Source organism: Flavisolibacter nicotianae, from assembly GCF_003628535.1.
Lineage (GTDB): Bacteria > Bacteroidota > Bacteroidia > Chitinophagales > Chitinophagaceae > Flavisolibacter > Flavisolibacter nicotianae.
This window is the reverse complement of the sequence record NZ_RBCI01000005.1, coordinates 308,183-326,779: the sequence shown is the minus strand read 5'-3', so window position 1 is coordinate 326,779 and position 18,597 is coordinate 308,183. Positions and strand designations below refer to the sequence as shown.

Below are 18,597 nucleotides of genomic sequence, written 5' to 3'. Positions count from 1 at the left end.
TTTTGCTACAGCACGGACCAAACCTTACTCAAAATCTGCTTGCATGCAATAGAAAATACGGCTGACGAAAACTGTCTACGCAACAAAATGTCATGGTGTCAAACATTTCATGCTTCGTTTGACAAACGCTTCTTCCGCAAAATAAGCAGGCGAATTGTAAAGACGATCAGGTCGTGATGTGTTGCCAGATAATATCGTAAACATCTGTTGCAACAAGATCATTCTGCGTAACAGGAAGATCTGCCATGAGTACGGGATGAAAGGCTTTGTCTTCCACCAGGCTACCGTGCGAACCCTTCACCAACGTGGCATCCAGTGGAATGACATCCATCACATAACGAAAGCCGGCTTTTTTGCGCAGCAGTTTGTACGCGGCACGGGCCTTGGAAGTCATGAACAGTTCCACCGGGTCGTAGCCCGGCTTTTTATGAATATCCACCACCCTCGCATAATCCGGTGCCTTGTCATCGTCGAGCCAGAAATAATAGGTGAACCAACTGTTTTGATCTGCCATCAACACCAGGTCGCCTGCCCGTTCGTGGTCGATGTGATACTGCTTTTGTGCATCGCGGTCCAACACCAACGCGACTCCCGGAAGTCCTTCCACTAACCGGCGCACCTGCGGGGCAACAGAATGATCGTTCAGGTAAATATGCGCCACCTGGTGATCGGCCACGGCAAAGGCTTTCGACGCACCAGCATCCAGCAATTCCAACCCGCGTTCGACACGGATGCCCAGCAAGCCGTTTTCCCGCAACAGGCGGTTGATGTGGATAGGCCGGTTGACATTGGTAATCCCGTATTCCGACAGCAAAATGATCCGGGCATTTTTTGCTTCGTAATGTGTCACCAGTTGTTCCACCACCCTGTCAATTTCACCAAGGTCTTTGCTGATCGCGGCCATATCCTGCCCGTATTTTTGCAGCCCGTAATCGAGGTGCGGCAGGTAGATCAGCGTCAGGGTCGGGTCGTATTTTTTATCGGTATAGATGGATGCATCGGCAATCCATTGCGTCGACGTGATATCGGCACCCGGCCCCCAGAACTTGAACAACGGGAACTGCCCCAGTTCTTTTTGCAGTTCATCCCGCAGACCCGCAGGTTCCGAATAACAATCGGGCATCTTGCGGCCATCCGCCAGGTAATTGGGACGCGGCGTCACGGAGAATTCCGCACTTGAATACATGTTGTACCACCAGAACATTTTCGCAGTGGTGAACGAAGGATCGAGCTTTTTTGCCCGCTCCCAGATCTTTTCGCCCTGCACCAGTTTGTTCGACTGCTTCCAGAATTTGATCTCGCAATCGATACGGTCGTACCAGCCGTTGCCAACAATACCGTGCTCACCGGGCCATGTGCCGGTAAGGTAAGTGGACTGTACCGACGTGGTCACAGCCGGCAGCATAGGTGCAACGGTTTTCAGGCTTTTTTTTGCTGCGTAGCTTTTTAAAAACGGCGTGTGTTCCCCGATCAGGGAAGACGACAGGCCGACAATATCGATGACAACCGTTTTATGCATGGTTTGTTTGCGTCGTAGCGACAGGTTCTTGTTGTAACAGGTTTAATACAAATTCCAGTTCACGGACAATGGATTCATTCACCGGAAGCTGCATTTCCTTTGGCAATACTTCCCATGTGTACGTTTCCACCTCCAGGTGCGCAGTGAACGGCTGCTGTTTCTGCAGCGCCAGCACTTGTTCAATATCCTTTTGGGTTGATTGCAGCACGCCATAATTTTCGATGAACAGGGGCACATGAAAATGAGCCCGCCATTCGGTAGTGGCTGCATTGTTCGCATCAGCGAGAGCATCGGGAAGATCGGCATAACGTTTCAGCGTTTCGTCTTCCTGCCTGGCTACCACCTGGTGCAGGTATACCGGTTCGTTGAATTGTTGAAAGGCTTCTATCACCGCTGTTCTTCTTTCGCGATCTTTTGGCAGAACTGCCTTCAGGGCTGCACTGATCTGGATCTTGCCAACGTTGATTCCCAGATCCCGCAACTGCTGCACCGTGGCTTCGTGGCTTTCGTAGCCCACGGCAAAATGACACACATCATAGCACAATTGCACATGGTCTTTTACAGCAGCAGTCGCCTGTTCGTTATCAAAGCCAAACTTCTCCTGCAGGTAAAGAACACCCATTGGCAACAGGTACTGTGTGTACCACTCGAAGAACGCTTTGCCGTCGCCTAACAGGCCGTCGGGTTCGGGCTCAATGTCCAGGTGAATGCGTTTGCCGGTGGATTTTTCAATCGCAACCAATTGCTCCACCACCTGCAACAGGTGGAACGTCGCTTTTTCATACACCGCATTTACTTCTTCATCTCTGTGCCAAAAGCAATACGACAACGGTGAGGTCGAAATCCCTCCTTCCATGCCGTCCGGAAGCAAAGCCGCCAGGGTCTGCGCCAGGCGAATGGTATACTGCACCCGATCGGCTGTGGTCCAATCCGGCGCATGCACCTGGTCTTTCACCACGGTATGATGAAATCCACCGTAAGGAAACCCGTTCATCGTAAACACGTAACAATGGTGTTGTGTCAGCCACTGCTGAAACGAACGGAGGTTTTCTTCCTTGCGCAGTTCCAGGCTTGCGGTGTTGGATAACCGTAAACCGATCCCGAACGCCTGGCCCGGCGCTATTTTTTCCTTAATGAATGGAATATGTTGCTGCAACTGCGCAAAATGATCACTCCAGCTTTCGCCGGGATGGATATTGCTGCAATAGGTTAAATGTCCGTAAGGTGTTTGCATACTCAACGCTATTTTGAATAGGCTTTCAGCCAGTCGCTGGCCTGGTGCAAGAGCTGTACATCCAGTTCGTGCACTTCTTCGCCGGTGCCAATGGCCGTCAGCAGCATGATGGTGAGCTTTCCGCCCAGGTGTTCCCGGAATTCATTCAAGCCTTTCAGTACCGGGCTTTCGTCATTGCTGATCTGCATCAGTGGATGCGTGACGGCAAAACCAAGATTTTGCAGGAGGTCGACAATTCGCCTGGCCTCGTCTTCCGTCAGCCGGCCGGAAAGGGCGGAATACACGCTGTCGAGTGCAATGCCCATGGCCACCGCTTCGCCATGCCGGATGGTAAAATGGGAAAGCTGCTCCGTTTTGTGGGCACTCCAGTGGCCAAAGTCCAGCGGACGGGAAGAGCCCATTTCAAACGGGTCGCCGCTGGCAATATGCTCCAGGTGCAATTGTGCGCAGCGCCTGATCAGGTACTGCATTGCTTCCATAGTACGGCCGGCCAGTGCAGCCGCATTTTCTTCCAACCAATAAAAGAACTCCTTATCCTTAATGAGGGCCACCTTCGCGGCTTCCGACATTCCCGACCGCCATTCTTCTGTTGATAGAGTTGTCAGGAAATGGGCATCATTGAAAACCGCAACCGGTGGGGCAAAGGTCCCGAGGAAATTTTTCTTGCCGCGGTAATTAATCCCGTTTTTCACGCCGACACCCGAATCATTTTGGGCCAGTACGGTCGTGGGGATACGGATGTGGCGAATGCCGCGGTGCGAAACCGCCGCCGCATAGCCCACCAGGTCCAACACCGATCCGCCGCCAATCGCCACAATGTAGGAATGACGGTCGATCCCGTAGTCATTCACGGCTTCGACAATTTTGTCAAAAAGCAACTCATTGTTTTTGGCACCCTCGCCGCCCGGTATCACCAGGATATCTTCAGCCAATGTAAATAATGACTCTTCCTTGAAATAGGCTTGGATCTGATCCTGCAAACCCGGGTGTGCGTTGGCCACGCCTTCATCTATAACAAACAGCAGTTTTTTAGCAGCATCGCTTGCCTGGCTGTTCAAAAAGTTTCTGAAAAGGGGGTTTTCAGCGGCAAACAACTGTTCCGTAAAAAACACCTTGTATTCAAATCGCACACTAAATGATTGCTGTAAATAATCCATAGCGCTCCTGGCTTCCGTTCGACTGTTGTGCACAAAATCGGTTGTAAAATGACGTAGTGGAAAATTCCATTTTTTAGAGGTCCAATTGTACAACTTTATTTTTATTTCTGTCATGCATTAACCTTTTTCCCATGCAAGGCCGAAAACGGAAAGGTGCTGCGTATCCAAACACCAGCCCGATAACTGGTCGCAGCCCGGATGCACCAGCGCAACGTGCAAACGAGCGGATGTTGGCTACCGGTAGAAACCGCTTTAGTTTATGAATAAATAATATTCTTTTTTATCTATACTTTTATAACTGCTCTCAGGCACCAAAGCACTATATGTGATTGTTGAAATGAGGCAAGCCAACAGCTTCGACTTGTGCTGCTAGTATAGTTCCTTGTGCAAGGATTGCTAAAACCGCTCTACACAATGAAGCTCAGTATCGTTGACTTGCTCCAACCTGCCTTCGGCTTCGGTTTGTTTATAGATAACGTGCCTGCCGCAGGAATCAGCCAGTTGCCCAATGTTCCCAACAGCTTGTTGCCGTCGATCCCTTCATCCGTTCGCAATCTTCTTGCGGCGCTTAGCGTAGAAGAATTGCACATGGCGCATGATGACCAGGCTATCGTTTACTTCGGCAGGGTTCAGTTGCTAGGCGACGGCCTGCTGGAAAATGCGCCGGTGTACAAAGCGCCTTCGGGACATTTCATCGAGCCGGGTGATCTTGGCTTTCAATTCCGCATCACTTTTCCCCGCATCGGCTCCGCCGGTATTTCCGGTCATCTTGCCTCGCTTTCCAACAACGCCGACGCCAACGATCTAAAGAACCTGCTCAACCGTCTCGGCGGTACCGGCCCAAGCAGCATTCCCAGCGATTTCCCGAATAAAAATTTCCGGATAGAACTGCTTTTTAATTCCATCATTCTTCATTTACCCAATGATAAGTTCCTGCCTGCAAAACTTGCCGCGGATGGCTGGCTGGAGCGTGATAATACCTTTGACGAGGTCACCATCAGCCTGCCCAAAATCGCGATGATCATCACACAGAACGCAGATGATTACTGGCAAACAGACGTGAGCTTCGACGGCTGGGGAATCAGCAGCATGGACGACCAGTTTGACAAGGCAGCAGGTGAACTCATCACCATGAAACCGGCACTCTGCCTGCACAAAAGCAATACGGTTGGCTTTGGGTTAGAGAAGATCGTGCTGGACCTAAGCAAGGATTTTACACCGACGGAAATACTGGAAGCAAATTTTGGCGTGGGCGATGAATTCAAAGGGTTGTGGATGCCACAGGTGCGGTTCTTTTTGGCACCGCACGGGCTGAAAGGAATGGCGTTTGACACCTGGGGCGAAAACCTGCTGATTGATTTTGACCAGGGACTTAGTGGCGAAATTGGTGCGGAACTTGTCAACAACACCAACCGTGCGCCGCTGGAAGTTGACATTGTTTTTTACGAAGGCAAAACCCGTAAAGCGCCGACAAAAAAGGAAACCGACAAGGTGGTCAACAACAATACTACCCGCAAGAGTTTCATTTTTACGCTTAACGATGCCGAAATGCAGCTGCGTATTCGTGGTGGTAAAGCGCCTTACGCTATCGTTGTAAAACGGGATGGCTCCACCATTACGCCAGTGCCTTTCAATGGCGATCAGAACAGGCTTCGCTATCCACTCGGTGCAACCGGTGCAGGTTTGGCAAATGTCTCCGTTCATGTAGAGGACAGCCTTACCCCTACGAAACGTTTCTGGCAGGAAGATATCGAGGTCAGGTTCCTCGATTCCCTGCAGGCACGCGGCACCAAAGAAAAGATCCCACAAGATGCGCAACTGGTGCCAAAAGCAGGCGACGAGGGTTATGCTATTGAACTTGCTCCTCAACAGAAAGACCCCGATGCCGTACTGGTGCAAACCCAACCCGATTTTGGCAAGCTTTCCATTGGCGGCAACGAAATCCCGCGCCGGAGCGACGGCACCTACCGTATACCTGTCGAAAAGGGCGGCGCACACCAAAACCTGCAGGCTACCTGGACGGGTACGCAACCCGAACTGTTTAAAGAATACAAGCCGCAGGAGGAAGTGTCCGAACAGCGTGCCACCCCTGGAGAAAACACCATTTCGCTCCAGTTTGAATTCAAGCACCCGGTGGACCAGAAAGAAGCGGATAAATATTTGGAGGGCTTCAAGGGAAATGCTACGCTCAGGGCACGCATCAAGCAATTTTTGGACAGGCGGGCCAACCGTGGCATTCAAATCTTTGGCTATGCCAGCTACGAAAAAAAAGACGATACCGAACACGAAGACCTGAACAGGGACTTGTCCCAACGGCGTGCGGATGTTTTTAAAAAGCTAATTGAAGATGTCGGTGCACCTGCATCTGTTCCGGTTACGGTCCAGGATTTCTTCGGAACAAGCGTCGCCAAAAAATTTGACAGGCCACCCAAAGACAGGGACTACTTCACGGCTGTGGCCACTTATGTAGACCCGCTGCCCCCGCCGGTCAAGTCGGCGCACGCCGAAGTATTCCGCCCCGCAGATGATGAAATCACCAAGCCTTCACCAGCCGACCCCTCGCCTTCACCGACGGAACCGAAACGGCCGTCTGCCTTCCGCCGGCTTAGTACCAAAGTCCGTTTTCAACGCAACAAATTGGTGCTGATTGAAGTTGCCGGCGAATTTGATGTACGGGATGAAACCAAGGAAAGCGGCAAGCTGATTCAGAACAGCGCATCGGGGAATGGCACGGATAGCGACATTGCAGCGCTGGCCAACAGTGTGACATCGACCCCCGACGCATCGGCGGCAGCAAAAAAAGACAAGGACACGACCGGTACCATCACACCCGAAAACCAGGGCGTGCTTGATTTTAAGATCAGCATTCTCTACGACGAAGCAACCGACCGGCTTAGCCAAACGCTTTCCGTTGGCTTTGATAAAAACAATGTAAAAGACGGCTTTGTTTTCATTCGACCGGCTACAGAAACGTCGCTGGCCAATACGATGGCCAGCCTGCTGCTGTTTGCCCCCCTGATCCAGGGCGGCATTGAGGCCGTACAGCAGGCACAAAACGATGAAGACAAAACAAAGGCGATGATCATTGCCGGCGCAGAAATCGGCGTGGCAACGACTCTTGGACTGGTTGCCATCAGGATGGACAGGTTTACCCTTTTTGGCGCCGATCTTTCGTTTTCTGAAATATCGCCCAGCATCAATATTTTCCGGGCAGAGCAGTTGACAGACCTCGGCTTGCTGGCCGATTACGGTGTTGACTTTAAAATCAACATGAACCTTTTCAACCTGCTCACCATAAAAACCAAAGACGCCGATGCCAACGGGAAGCCGCTCAATCCGCCGAGAGCCCGGTACAAAGCAATTGGCTTCAACCTCCACGTGGACGAGGCAACAAGGGAGGTTTCTTACCAACCCATATTTGATACCAGCAAAGGCTACGAGCTAAGCCTTGGCGACCCGGGGGCGCTGGAAGTTTTGGTTGGCAGTACGAGCCTGAATAACCTCCTTCGCATTTTAACGGCAAGGCTCAGCCGGGAAAACCCACTGACCTTTGAAGCCGACCTTGCACTGAATGTCAATCTTGGTATCATCACCGTGGACACCCTGCGGGTACGACTGCGGATCTTCCGGGAACTGCAGCCCGTAAAAGTGGTTCCGGAAATCATTCCGACCAGGGTAACGGTCAACATTCCGGCCGCCCTTTCCGGTACCGGTTATCTTGATTTTGGCAATAGCAGCAGTACCGGCACTGTACCGGGTGCCAGCGGCGGATTCCAGGGATTCGTGGACGTCACGGTCATCCCTGTGAAACTGCGTATCGCGGCCGCTTTGGGCATTAAGCCGATCAATGAAAACGGGCGGGAAGCGACGGCATTTTTCCTTGGCCTGGTCGTGGAATTACCTGCAGCGATTCCGCTTTTGAATACAGGCCTTGGGATTTATGGATTCCTCGGCTTGTTTGCCATGCACTACGAACGAAAAGAGTCCGCACAGGTACCGGGTCAATTGCCACCGGCGCTGGGCTGGTTTTACGATACGGTGCACGGCAACGTGATCGACATACAAAACGGCTGGCAGCCCAAACTGGACAAATGGAGTTTTGGCCTTGGCGTGGTACTCGGCACGATGGAAGGCGGCTTTGTGCTGAACATGAAAGGCATGTTTATCCTGGAACTGCCGGGACCCCGCATTCTGATTTTGGTCAAAGCAAGCCTTCTGTTTCCCAAGCCCGCTGACGTAAAAGCAGCAGGCCAAAATAAAAGTGCAGGCATCCTTGCCGTTGTCGACCTGGATTTCAACCTGCAACGGCTGACCATCGGCTTTATTATCGAATACAATATCGAGAAAGTACTAAGTCTACGCATTCCCGTTGTGTCAGGATTCAGTTTTACCAATTCGAAAGACTGGTTTGTTGACCTGGGAAACAACGTGTTGCCAGCCGAGGCACTGATCCTCGGTATTGCCCGCGGGTATGCTTACCTGATGATTCACGGCAACGGGATCCAGGACTGGCCCAAGCCGGGTGACCACAAGTTAACGGGCTTCTCAATTGCACTGGGCATCGGCGCCTCGCTGGTCTTTGGTAAAAAGAGCAGCGGTCTTTACCTGGAAGTCCGCGGCGACCTTGCGGCCGGTGTTTCCTTCTCACCCCTGCATTTTTTTGGATTGCTGGAATTGAAGGGACAGTTACACCTGTGGATTGTTTCAATTTCAGCCGAAGCAGATCTCGAAGTAGAAGGACCCACTCCGCATACCTATATCCACGGCAAGGCCTGTGGCAAGGTGAGCTTTTTCTTCTTTAGCGTGAAGGGTTGCGTAAACATTGAAATCAACAGCCCGGTTTCGGTTCAGCCGCCACCCGACCTGCTGACTTCCCTGACCCTGGTAAGCCGGAGTTCGGCCCTGATGGAAGGACAGGGTGTGGACCGGCCGATCGACTGCGCTCTAGGAAAAGCGGCGGTAAAGAATACCAGCGATCCGGTGCCAACGGTTCCTATTGACAGCATCCCGGTTCTTAATCTTTTTGCCACGCCTGATGTGCAGGGATGCACCACCTTTACCGATGCCATCCCGCAATCGGGCACCCTTACACAGGATGGATGGGTAAGCGTCGGCGCCAAACGTTTTGTGCGCTACAAGCTAACCAGTCTTTCACTCAGTCAACCCTTGCTGGAGAACAGCAAGCCAAAGCCCGTTAATTTCTGGAAAAAGCCCACCGACAAGCCGGGTGACGACGAAAGCAGCGTGGATCTTGCCTTGCTTAGCTGGAGCCCCGATCCAACGCCCCGGGCCGTGCAACGCAGCAAAGAGTTGACGGATACTGTCACGGACCGGTGGGAAATCGTGTGCAAACAAATAGCACCGGCTACCAGCGTACTGTATACGTTTAATCAAAAACCGTTGGGCTTAAGTGATGCGGGGTGGAAACTAGCCGGTGTTGCCTTTCCCGATCCGCCAGGCACCGTTCGCAGTAAACCGGCCGACACCGAACTGTTTGTTTTTGAAAACCGTTTTCCCACTGATTTGCCGGGTATTTTGGAAGCCTGGCTCTCCATTCGCAAAACCATCCTGACCCATGCCAAAGTAATTGGCGCAAACGTGCAGGAAGGTGCGGCACGATTTGGCCGGGTGCTCCAACTTCCGTTTGAAGCTGCTATCACAAATCCTGTTGACACGCAACCGGACCTGCCTCCGGAAACGAAAGAAGCCATTGCAAAATTCGAAGCCGAGAATATCCTCATCGATGCAGGCGAGTTGGTTGGCGCAGAACTGTTTCTCGCCCTTGCGCAAAAACTGGTACTGCCCGAAAAAACGCTGATCCGCACCCTGGACAAAGATTTCAATGTCCTCTCGGAAAAAACCATTACAGACACCGGCTTTACCGACGTTAAGCTGCCAACCGACCTGCCGCCAAACTGGCTCCTGCCATCCGGTCCGTGGACACAGGGCGTGGCTAAAATCTGGCTGCTCCTGGAGCAACTGGACAAAAGCCAAAGCCGTTTGCGGCGCATGCTGGTCCATTACAAAGGCATGCCGGGCATGCGTTACATCATGATCGTCACCCGGCGCACCAAACCCATGACCGAGCCGCCGTCGGCGCTCTTGTGTGCTATTGAGAGCCTCACCGCAGCTGAATTTCAGCGGGAAGAACACGATACGCACACCCAGCAAAGCGACAAGGACCAGTTGACAGATGCTTTACAGGGAGAACCGCTCCGCGCCTTGCTCAAGCCCAACACAACCTACGAGTTGACGGTGAACTACCAGTTCCAGCGCAAGGACGAGAAAGGATTGGTCGACGCCAACTTTGTCGCAGCCCCGGCCAAAACCTTTGTCTTTAAAACCGATGCCAATGCGCCGCAGCGCCTCGACCCATGGGTGCTGTTTACCACACCGCAAAATGACATGCGCTATCATTTTAAGAATGAGCCTGTGCAGATTTACCTCAACGACGAAAGTGTCATCCAGCTCTTCAAGGCCTACGGCATTAATCTTCTTGCAAAAGTGCTGAAGGCAAACGGCGCCCACCCGGCAGTTGACCCGCCAAAGATGCAGATTGACCCGGCAAACGTTTCGCAGTTTAAAAAGATCCGTGCCGCCGTCAAAACACCTTACCTGCACACCTTGGAAGAAGTACAGCGAGACAAGCTTCCCTGCATCAACGACAGCGGGCAACGGGAAGAACATGTTGTGTTCACGATTGGCGTTGACCTCCTGTTGAACACAGAATACACAGTTGAAATTGCCAGGCAGGGCGACGTAATTGATCCCAACAGCAACACGTACCGCACACCTTTGTACAAAATGGCCTTCCGTACCAGCCGCTATGCCAGCGCCGAAGAATTTGGAAAGCTGATCAAGGCCACCTACAGCACTACCCGGCTGTTAAAAGACAACCTTGCCGCCCTGCCGGATGAATGCACGGATGCGGAGATGCAAACAGCCTTGCTGGATGCAGGCCTGCCAGCACTGGCCGCAGCGGACAATATTGTTGTTTCGTTGCTGTGGAGCAGCAAGGTGGTGAGCAGCGTTCTGGTCACGACGCTGGAGGCCGTATACATCGATACACCGGAACCCCATTGGCGCAAACGGCCCTACCCCGCAACGGAAACCATCGTGGCCGACAGCGGCGATGTGAAGCACTGGGTGATGAAAGACAAACTTGAACTGGAACTGCTGGAAGCTCCGGATACAAGCGTTGTGCAGAAGATTTCCCGTACGCAGGGCGGCACGCGGACTATTGTTTACCTAAAGCCCGATGCGCGGGGCAGGCAAATCCACCTGCAACTGAAAAAACACATCTTCACCCATGTGGAAGAAGAATACGGACAGGCAGGACATTTTGCGCTGCACGACGCGATCAACATGACATTGCCCAAACTGGCACCCTGGGAGGAAGAAGATTAATCACCGAAAAAATTCAACATGGCAAGAAAGATTGCGCCCATGAAAATCGAGTGTGAAGCGGCTTTTGCGCCGGCAGCCTACAACCAGGATGGCGGCATGCGCACCTTCAAGGCGGAAGAAGTTAAACGGCTGATCGATGCGTTGGGCTTTGATATCAAAACCGAATTTCCCGCAGCCACGGTTCCCATTGGTTTACGCTGGCGTGTATCCCCCGGTCTCGGCCTGCCCATTACACCCTTTACGCTATACCGGAAAGAAAAGAAAACCTCGCTTGTACCGGAAGCCATTGTACTGGCAGGAATGACAAACGGCGTGGCTTTTCAGAACGGACCTTTTTTCCGCGTGATGATCACGGTGAAAAACAGTCAAAGCTCTCCTGCCAATTACACCATTGCCCCGCTGGATGCCGAATTCCAGGACTACAACGGGAAGAAGCAATTCTTCAACAGCATCGCGGCCGGCAACAGTTTTTCTTTCCTGGTCGACCAGCCCTATCTCGGTGGTTTGCGTATCAACGGCGGTGGATTTCAAATTACGGCAGCTACAGGCATCACGATGTTGAATTACGTGAACGACCCGGCCTGGAAGCGTATTCAGATTGTTGGTTTGCCCTTCACCGCTGGCAGTATAGACGAGACTTTGTACAGCACCACGCCGCAGGGCTATATCAATGCTCTGCAAACGCCGGATGTGGCGTGCAGGCAACGGGCCGATATTTATAAATTGTTTTACAAAGACCCGCCACCCACGGCACCCGATGGTGTTGCGATCCCGCTTTGGAAGGTGCCAACCGGTACCGAGCTGGTAAAATCGTATCAACAAACGGTGGCCTTGAAAAACTGTATTACTGGTACGCTGAACGACATCAAAGAGATGCTAACTCAAGTGTACAAGACAGCACCAGACTTGTTATTAGGGCTACAGGAAAACTATGTGAAAGAAATGCAGACACTGGGGGTTGTCGATCCCGCCAATCCCGCTCCGCAGGAAGATGGCACTTTTCAACACCCCGTTTGTGCAGCGACCATTTTGACCGCGGCAACCGACTGCTGGCATGCGTTGGGCCTGGGTTTTGGAACGATAGATTTCTTACCCCTGGGCGCCGCCGTTCCAGGCATTGCTGCCATTGCATTGCCGGGTAACATCCATGCCTTCGATTACATGATCAGTGCAACGTTCCGTACACCGGTTCTGCAACTGGTACCCGAGCAGGAAGGCTTTGCGATCTCCTACAAGTTGAAATTCAAAAACTTTGTAGAAACCGAGTATGCCACGATCAGCCATTTTGATATTCAAAATCCGCTTCCGCCTTCTGCGCTGCAGGCCGATACCATTGGGCAAAACAGGCCGCTTGTGCGGGACGATAACGACTACGAACATGTGCGCCTAAGCTGGCAACGGCCGCCCATCCAGGACAGGAGTCCGCTTTGTTACGCGATTGCTTTTAAGAACAACACCGGGCCTGGCACCAACATCAAATTTCTTAACCAGGAACGTCCGTTTATAGCCGGCAAGAACATGCCCTATGTACCCGCACTTCGTGCCGATGAAAATGCCGTTGACCCGCCCGGCCGCGACGGCAGCGGGTTTGAGCGTTTTCACCACGACCGTTCCGCCGTTCCGTTTGTGGGCAGCCTCACACAGCAGTATTATACCGCCGCACAAAACGTATTCGGCACCTGGAGTAACTGGTCGGTCGCTTCACACGTTTTGGTGGCCCGTCCGCCGCAAACGCCACGGGTGATTTCGGCCCAGCTCACCGGCAGGCACGAAGGTGTGAACAACCATATTTATCCCGGCTCACAACTGGAAATCGTGCTGGCATGGGACTGGGAAGACCGAACGCCTTTCGAAATACAGCTTGCAGGCTATTTTGTGTCGCCACCCAACCCGAACCCGCCTGTGACCGTGCAGGGCGTCGTGGTTGGCAACAGCGGTGGATCAACGGAACGATACCGTATTCGATTCAGCGGGAATGTGTCACAACTTTTCAAACTCGATGCAGCCAACAATCTGGTGCCCGTGCCGTCAACAGAAGGCGATGTAAAAGAAGACCCAAGCGCATCGGCCGGCAGCAGCAACGGATTGCCTTCCGTCTCCAACACCGATCTGCGCACTTACCGCGTCACATTAAAAAATTTCAACCTCGATTTCAGTTCGACAACCAAACTTTATTTCACGGTTTATGCCCGTGCAGCAGAAGCAAAAAACCCTGGCGCCTTCTCACCTTTTTCCAAACCGGTTGTCATTACGGCGGCTGACCCGGTACCACGCAATCCGCCGCTCTTTGTTCCCGATATTAAGTTTGCTACCCTCCCCGATGCAAACAATATCAGCCGGTTCCATTTGACATTCAACCCCGTGCCCGGCGCGGTCAGCTATGCTGTTTACCTCGCGACAGAGATGAGTTTGAAAGACCGTCTGCTCAGCATTGTCAACTACCCCAAAGACGAATCGATCTTTAAACGGCGCGATGCGCTAAACCTTCCCAGCACCAATGCGGCCGACAGGAACCGCGCCATCGATGCATTTACCCGTGTCAATAAAAAACCCCTGTTTACACCGGACATAGAACTGGAACTGAATGGCGATACGCAAGGCTTGTTTATCTATGCCGTTTCATCGTTTACGGACCAGGGGGCGGAAAGCAAACTGAGTGACTGGATCTACGTGGCCATTCCCGAAAAGATCACACCCGGCCCGCCGTCGCTACTGGGTTTCGTCAATAAAAAACTTGTTACACCCAAGGCTGTGCTGAAACTAAATGTCGGTGCGGGAAACAACACTGCCACCATCGAATTGTACCGTACAACCAAAGAATACCTTGGCGCTGACGTGAACATGATGGGCTTACCCGTTAGTGTGGGACCAACCGCCGGCTGGACAAAATTCAGGATCACCGATGGCGTGAACGATGAAGTGGTGACCGATCCGGCAAAACCCTTTGACTATTTTAAAGTGGAAGAAAACATCCCTGCAGGCTGGGCACCCCTGTACTACCGGGCCGTTAGCCAGGGCATCAACGAGCCGGCGAACGGCAAATTGCCGGGTCGTTCGCCGGCTTCCAACCTGTTGGAGTTATTGCCGCCACCACCCGCTGCACCGCCGGCATTAAACGCCGTAACGCTGGTTGCAAACAGTGCGCAGACACAACTTCGTCTCTCGTTTCGTTCCAATGCATATGTCGGTAAAAGCCCGCACGGTAACCATACGGCATTGGTGTTCAAACAGGCTGCCAGTGGCTTGTTTGAACCAATGGCCGGCGGTGATCTTCCCGCGATCAAAAAACTGGAAGCAGGCGTAGTGGAACCCCCGAATACATTGGTACGGCTACCGGGCATTGATGCAACCGGCTTCTCCACTTATGCCTTGAACTTTCCGCTCGTAGAAAAGGTCACGCTAAAAGTAGCAGTGGCAGACCCGTTTGGCAGGAAGACAGAAAGCATCGTCACATTCACCAGGCCTGTACAGAATATCGTCATTGGCAAGATTGCCGTAAAACGCACGGCCGGTGCGGTTAACCTCAATTTCAAAACGAAGTTGGGCAAAACCAAACCGCCTGCAGGACAATACACGCTGAGCATTTTGTTACGGGCAAAGGTCCACAACGTTGTCAAGCAATTATTCGCCATCGCAATGCACCAGATACCGGACAATTTCCCCTTCTTCCCTAACAGTAACGCAGCTATCGCAGGCGGAAGACTGCAGGATGCAGACGGATTCTTTACCTACGAAGCCGTGTTCAGGGGAGTTGCTAACCTGAACGCGTTTACTGCGGCGAAGTCAGTGATTATCCGCCTCACCGATGTTAATGGAAACGTCGTTGAAAAAGAACAGCCCATCATCTAAACGAAGCAGACCATCATGATCAACGATATCATTCAACTTCTCGGCATCGCCTGTCCCCAGCTTTCAAAATCCTGGACGGTTAACGGACAGAGCACACCGAATACCCTGCCAACAGTCGCCGCGGACGGCTTCACCCTTTCTGTTGATACGGACGAATGGGTAGCACCCTTTGCTGGCCTTGTGACTGTTGACGAACACACAAACCCACAGGACAACCTGCATGCGTCTTTCCTGCAACTTCACGATGGTACTACACCTGCAGGTGGCATTGTTTTGCAACCCACACCACAGGTTTACCTCTCGTTGTGCAGGCTCTATGCGTCTGTACTGGAAGGGAAAACCAACAGCGACCAGCCTGACAGGCCGGTGCCCCGGTATTTTTTTTATGCCAGTTCTGGCAAAATAGACCATACGGAAGGCAGCGACACCGTGCACGGACCCCAGCCCGGAATTTTCAACCCGGGCGACCGGCTGTTTATGAAAGGCAACCTGACCATTCACGATGAAGAGGGCATCGTGATCGATCCGCTGGCTGTTGCCAATGCACTGGACACCTTTTTGCAAACACACTGGAGCCTCGAAAGCAAATCAATCGGGTCCGCCCAGCCATCAGGCAGCACGGCGCCGCCGTTCTCGCAACCGGCTAATCGCCAGATCCACCAGATTGCTCAAGCAGACGGTAACCAGAAGCGAATCTACCTGACGGATATTTATAATAGGCCGTTTGCCGACACACCTTTTCCATTTGTCAACCTTGCCAATGTTGGCGGCGCTGCACAGGGATTGTTCACGCTTCAAAATGAAGCCAACCCAGTGGCCAAAGACACCGGCGCCGATGCTTTGCTGCAGCTTGCCCTTTCACGCAATGGCCTGTTCGCAAACACGGCAAGCTATCCATCCCTCGCCAGTGGTATCACACTGCAACGCGATTTCGTCCGAATCAAAGCCGTGAACTGGAACAAACATTTGCTGGGCGACATACCGGACGAGGAGAAAACAAAAACAGAAAATGTGTTGCCACCCATCCGCGACAACGAAGTCCTCAACTTTTGTTTTACCGGCAACGAATGTCTTGGCGAAGTAGCCCGGGTGCTTTCGGCAGGTTCCGTGGAGCAGATGATCGTGTCAACAGATATTCAAAACGATTTCAATTTACCGCCTGTGCCCAATGGCAGCGGCAACCATCTCTGGCCGCAGTTTTCGCAGGGCATTGCCGGCAACAATGAAGCGATTTCGGCCAGCCTTGAGCAGAACATAACCAAAGCGGCTCACTACATTGCCGATTCCGCTGCAAACAACACCGACGTCTATTTCGAGATCGCGAATATTTCCGGCAAAACCTTCCTGAAAGACGGATGGGCGGTGCGTGTTTTTCACCGGGTATTTCACAACGACGGCACGGAAACACGGGGCGACGGCGCCGGCACCATTGTACGCAACGGCACGGCCGCCTTCCGGCTGAAAGATCCGCTGGGCATCAACCGGCCTTTCAGTACGGTAACTCCTCCGGCCAATGCCACGCTGATTGTCGACATGGTCATTGTGAATAGCGCAAACCCTGTGCAAAGCCGCCGGTTCGGGAACATCGCGACCACCATTGGCGCAGCGGCAGCCCTGAGTGCCGCCGAGCAGGCAAAGCTGTTGCCGGGAAATAATACACTGGTAACGGTTGCCAACAGGGGCATAGCAACCACCGGCTTCCTCGGTGTGCGAACATCGTCCAATGCCATTTCTGCCATCACCAACATCACCGCCTTTATCCTTGCCTCAGGCACGCAGGATGGTTCGCAGCCACGATCTGCCCCGATGTTACCGACGCAGTCAAGACTGGAAGGACTCGCGGCAAGCAAAACCGGCGCAGCCTGGAGTGCCTACCTCGGTGGATTGCGTCTCCTGAAAGAAAGCCGCGAAAACCTGGTCACAATTGGCAATCCCGGAAGCCCGGGTGGCGTGGATATGCACACGACCGGCTTAACAACGAGCAACGGCCGGTTGGCGTACGACCTGGCAAGAATGGCATTGCGGCGCACGCAAAATATTTCGATTCGAATGGCGCGGCTCGTGAACGATGCGGATTATGCATTGCCGGGATTACCGGGAGCAGCAGGTCGAACGTTCATCGCTGCCGTGTTGCAGACCATTGGAAAGAAAACGGAATCGCCTACGCTGGCGCAGCACCAGGATAACACCGGCAATCTGCCAGCCGATGCGGCCACACTGGCCTCCCAACTGCAACAGCTCATTGGCGCATCCAATACCCGTCCGCCGTGGCTGCCCGAAGCCATCAAAGACCAGATGCGCACGGCTATGGCGGGTACACAGGCTACCGCCAATCACCAGCTTGCGCTGGAAGAATTGAAACGGGAATACGCAGCTTCTTTATTTGGACGCAGAGACAGTTTTTATGCAACAAAAAAAGCGTTTGAAAACGCCAGGCAATTTATTTACATCGAGACCGCATTTTTCGGTCCCACGAAATACGCTTCCAATCCCGGTGATCCAAAGCCTGACGATGATTTAATTGAAGTGCTGGTCAGCCAACTTAAGGCGAAACCGGGACTCAAGCTGCTTGTTTGCCTGGCCCAGGACGTACCGTTTAACCGCGGTTACGAAAACATCGCACGTTTTCACCACAAGAACCGGAACGATTCGCTAAAGCGTTTACTGGGTACGCAGGATAGCACAACCCATTTATTTGAGCGGGACAACCAGGTGGTGGCTTTCCATCCGCTTGCCTTTCCCGGCCGACCGCTGAAGTTGAACACACAAACGATCATTGTGGATGATGTGTGGGCCCTTTCCGGCACAGGCAGTATTAGTCAGCGCGGCTTGTTTTTTGACGGCAGCACAGATGTTGTTTTTTGCGACAAACAACTACGCCGCGGCAAAAGCACGGTCATCACCAACCTGCGCCGCAACCTGATGCTGCACTACCTGCGTTTGGACAATGAACAAACCAATCTACCCTCCTCCAATAAAGTTTTCCTCCAGGATGGCACCCGGGCTTTCGAGATGCTCAAAGAATTATTGAGAGGCGGCGGGGGAAGCATGATCAAGCCATTTGTTCCCGAAGACCTGAGCGATCTATCGCCGGCGGAAACGACAGCACTCAACAACCTTGCAGATCCCAACGGTGACACATTTTTCCAGACACAGGCGGTACTCAACACCTGGCTCGCGGCACTAAGCACTGTTCCTGAATAAAAATTTTATTCGTTCGCTTGCAGGCTCATTTCAATCGACAGCAGTGTGGTGATGCTAAATTGGAAACTCACCTCGAACTTTTCCAATTACCAGGCAAACGGTCCAAAAACAATCTCGTGCACTGTGTGATCTCCACCGTTGTGAAAAACTTCCATTCACAAACTGGCAGGAATACCCGATAAAGCCAGACAGGATAATTAGAATAAATATGAATAAATAGAAATCGT

6 protein-coding genes are annotated in these 18,597 nt (G+C 52.5%); 3 read left to right on the top strand and 3 right to left on the bottom strand.

The annotated features are described in order from the left end of the window. Positions 1–166: 166 nt before the first annotated feature. From D6024_RS16000 to D6024_RS15990, 3 genes are read right to left on the bottom strand one after another with little or no spacing between them, the layout of a single operon-like run. Positions 167–1,519 carry an alkaline phosphatase family protein gene (locus tag D6024_RS16000; protein ID WP_121355643.1) on the bottom strand — a complete coding sequence of 451 codons (1,353 nt, stop codon included), beginning with the start codon at positions 1,517–1,519 and terminating at the stop codon, positions 167–169. After that, positions 1,512–2,753: a metabolite traffic protein EboE gene (gene eboE / locus D6024_RS15995; RefSeq protein WP_121355642.1), complete on the bottom strand. Its 1,242-nt coding sequence runs from the start codon at positions 2,751–2,753 to the stop codon at positions 1,512–1,514. The genes D6024_RS16000 and eboE overlap by 8 nt, the downstream gene beginning before the upstream one ends. A gap of 8 nt (positions 2,754–2,761) precedes the next feature. After that, positions 2,762–4,024, bottom strand: a complete 1,263-nt coding sequence (locus D6024_RS15990; RefSeq protein ID WP_121355641.1) for a 3-dehydroquinate synthase — start codon at positions 4,022–4,024, stop codon at positions 2,762–2,764. 300 nt (positions 4,025–4,324) lie between these two features. On the opposite strand from D6024_RS15990, the gene D6024_RS15985 reads away from it, so the two are divergent. The 3 genes from D6024_RS15985 to D6024_RS15975 are packed head-to-tail and all read left to right on the top strand — an operon-like array spanning position 4,325 to position 18,370. Next, positions 4,325–11,317 (top strand): OmpA family protein, encoded by a 6,993-nt coding sequence (locus tag D6024_RS15985; protein WP_121355640.1) that lies wholly within the window; start codon positions 4,325–4,327, stop codon positions 11,315–11,317. 18 nt (positions 11,318–11,335) lie between these two features. Beyond that, positions 11,336–15,166 (top strand): hypothetical protein, encoded by a 3,831-nt coding sequence (locus D6024_RS15980; RefSeq protein ID WP_121355639.1) that lies wholly within the window; start codon positions 11,336–11,338, stop codon positions 15,164–15,166. Between the two features lie 15 nt (positions 15,167–15,181). Further along, the gene (locus D6024_RS15975; RefSeq protein ID WP_121355638.1) at positions 15,182–18,370 is read left to right on the top strand and encodes a phospholipase D-like domain-containing protein; all 3,189 of its coding nucleotides are present in this window, start codon (positions 15,182–15,184) and stop codon (positions 18,368–18,370) included. Positions 18,371–18,597: the final 227 nt, after the last annotated feature.

Excerpts from the sequence above, each read along its gene's own strand:
- D6024_RS16000 (WP_121355643.1), bottom strand. The coding sequence starts at position 1,519 with ATGCATAAAACGGTTGTCATCGATATTGTCGGCCTGTCGTCTTCCCTG.
- eboE (WP_121355642.1), bottom strand. The coding sequence starts at position 2,753 with ATGCAAACACCTTACGGACATTTAACCTATTGCAGCAATATCCATCCC.
- D6024_RS15990 (WP_121355641.1), bottom strand. The coding sequence starts at position 4,024 with ATGACAGAAATAAAAATAAAGTTGTACAATTGGACCTCTAAAAAATGG.
- D6024_RS15985 (WP_121355640.1), top strand. The coding sequence starts at position 4,325 with ATGAAGCTCAGTATCGTTGACTTGCTCCAACCTGCCTTCGGCTTCGGT.
- D6024_RS15980 (WP_121355639.1), top strand. The coding sequence starts at position 11,336 with ATGGCAAGAAAGATTGCGCCCATGAAAATCGAGTGTGAAGCGGCTTTT.
- D6024_RS15975 (WP_121355638.1), top strand. The coding sequence starts at position 15,182 with ATGATCAACGATATCATTCAACTTCTCGGCATCGCCTGTCCCCAGCTT.